Origin of the sequence: Parachitinimonas caeni (assembly GCF_030129945.1) — a bacterium.
GTDB classification, from domain to species: domain Bacteria; phylum Pseudomonadota; class Gammaproteobacteria; order Burkholderiales; family Chitinimonadaceae; genus Parachitinimonas; species Parachitinimonas caeni.
Genome location: NZ_JARRAF010000104.1, coordinates 1 through 2,652 on the forward strand (window position 1 = coordinate 1; position 2,652 = coordinate 2,652).

1 protein-coding gene is annotated in these 2,652 nt (G+C 58.3%); it reads left to right on the forward strand.

The features are described from left to right. Window positions 1-47 precede the first annotated feature (47 nt). The coding region (locus PZA18_RS23715; protein WP_284103372.1) for a DUF6531 domain-containing protein at window positions 48-2,652 on the forward strand (2,605 nt) is incomplete at its 3' end.

Here is a 2,652-nt window from a genome sequence, read left to right on the forward strand (position 1 = left end):
CATATTGCGCGCGCATCAGACATTCATATCGATTCAGGGATTATTTAATGGTTGCCATCGTTACAGGTCAGGGACAGGGTTTGCTCGATACATCACTCAACACACTGGGAGGACGCAGTGTGCTGGGCCAATCTGCCACGGGGCAGGGCGGGGATCAGATCTATGTCAATGCTGCCAATGGCAATCTGGTGATCCAGCGGGTGGATGAAGTGGTCAAGGGCATCGGCCCGGATGCGGAGATCGTGCGGACCTATAACAGCCAGGGGGAGATGTCTGGGGGCAATGGCCTGGGCAAGCACTGGATGTTCGGGTTTAACCGTCAGCTGGGGACTGACACCAAGGGTCGGTACCGGATTGATGCAGATGGTAACCGCTCTTATTACAACGCCAATGGCGAGTGTACTGCGGGTGGGGGCGCTTATGACCGCCTGAATGGTCAGGTCTGGACCGACGGGGATAGCGGGACCAAGGAGTATTACGACGGCACTGGTCGCCTGATCAGGATTGAGTACGCTGACCGCCGCTGGTTAGACATTGATCACACGGCCGGTACGCTGACTACCCAGGATAAAAAGGTACTGGCCTGGTCTGAGGCGGGCGGTGTCACGACAGTCAAGTGGCAAGAAGCACCTTCAGATAAGCCCAATAACTTCACCACAACCTACACCTACTCAGGTGCGCAGTTAAAAGTGGCGACGCATTCGGCAGATGGAAGCCAGTACACGACCACCTACATCTATGACAACCAGGAGCGTGTCACCCAACTGACCCAGAGTGACGGCACCGACATTCGCTTCAGTTATGACGACAAAGGGCGAGTGCAGTCGATTGAGGAGGTGATTGCTTCCGGTCAGTCGCGATTCACCCACTTCCGCTATGGCAGCAACACCACCTGGACCTGGGTGGATGACGTGGTCGATCCTTCTCCTACCGCCACTACGGCCCCTGCTGGCAAGGCCTATACCGAGCTGACCTATGACTCAAGCAACCAGTTGACCCACCTGATTGCGCCGGCAGTAGATGGCGTGCGCAGCAAGGTTAAGTACGAGTATGACGGCCAGGGCAATTTGTCGTTGGTCGAGGTGTCCGCTATCGACGCCGGCGGTAACACCGTGAAGGACAGCCAGGTCAGCAAGGTCAGCTACAAAGGCGACGACAACAAAGGCTACGACGACAACGGCAACTGGACGAAGCAGACGGATGGTCAGGGCAATGTGATTGCCCAGCGCCAATACGAAGGAACGTTGCTGACCAGTGAGACCCTGTACACCGCGCCTGGCACCGAATCATCCGGCCGGACCACTTACCAGGTTTACGAGGCCGCTACCCGTCACCTGCGCTTCACGGTCAGCCCGGATGGCCGCATCACCGAATATGGTTACAACGGCGATCAACTGCGCGCCTACGAGAAGCTGTATCAGGAGACGCGTACCGACCTGGCGGGTCTGTCGAATGCGGATCGCCTGACGACCTTGGAAAAATTCGTCACCGGCAAGGCCGCAGCCCAGACCACCGAACTGAATTACGACCACCAACGCCAGCTCAAAACTTCGACCATCAAGGGAGGCGGGGTGGGGAGCCAGGATCTGGTTACGCGCTATGAATATGACCTTGAAGGCCGTTTACTGAAGAAGACGGTGGGTGCAGACACCGACCTGAACAAAGTCATCACTCACTACATCTACGACGGTCTGGGCCGATTGTTGACCAGCCAGACCGGTACGACCCTGACCTCCCGTGTCTATGGCGGGGGAAATGGCACCGGTCTGAAAGTGACGATCACCGTCACCGACGAGCTCCAGAAGACCAATGGCAAGGCCAAGACCGTACGCAAGACCATTGAAACCTACGACCGGGCCGGTGAGCTGGTCAGCCGGGTTGAGGTCTCTGATCTGAAGCTGGATGGCGAGGACGGTGCCAAGACTTCTTATGCCTACGATACCCAGGGCCGTCTGCGCGTCGTTGGCGATGCCACCGGCGTTTACACCGGCGTGTTCTACAACGCCGCCGGTCTCAAGTGTGCCGAAGTCGATCAGACCGGGGCGTTTGTCGAGTACCACTACAACGCCAACAATCAGCTGGCCTATACCTACCGCTATGCTACCCGGTTGACTGCCGAGCAGATGGGGAAGCTGTATCAGGCAGGCACCCCGATCCTGCTGGATCTGGACATCGAGGGCCTGCAGGCCAAAGGCGTGGTGCCCCCAGCCTCGGTCGATGACCGCCTCGATCTGGTGTTCTACGACCAGCGTGGCCGGGCGGCGATCACGGTGGATGCGGATGGCTATGCCACGGAGACGGTATACGACGGCACCGGTGCGGTGATCCGCACCATTCGTTACGCAGCGCCCTATGACGAGCTATCCAAACTGGAATCCAAGGGGGACAGCACAACAGCGAAAACCCAGCGCGATATTCTGCGTGGCCTGATCAATTACCGGGCCGAGGATGCCCAGACCTACTATCGCAGTTTGCCAGTCCCTTCCGGTGAGGCCAACCGCATCACCCGTTACTTCACTGACGCCGATGGTCTGCGCACCGGCCAGCTCGATGCCGAAGGCTATCTGACCGAATACCAGTACGATGGCGCCGGCCGCAAGATCGAGACCATCCGCTACGCAACCCAGATCAAAGGGGCAACGGACAGCAGTA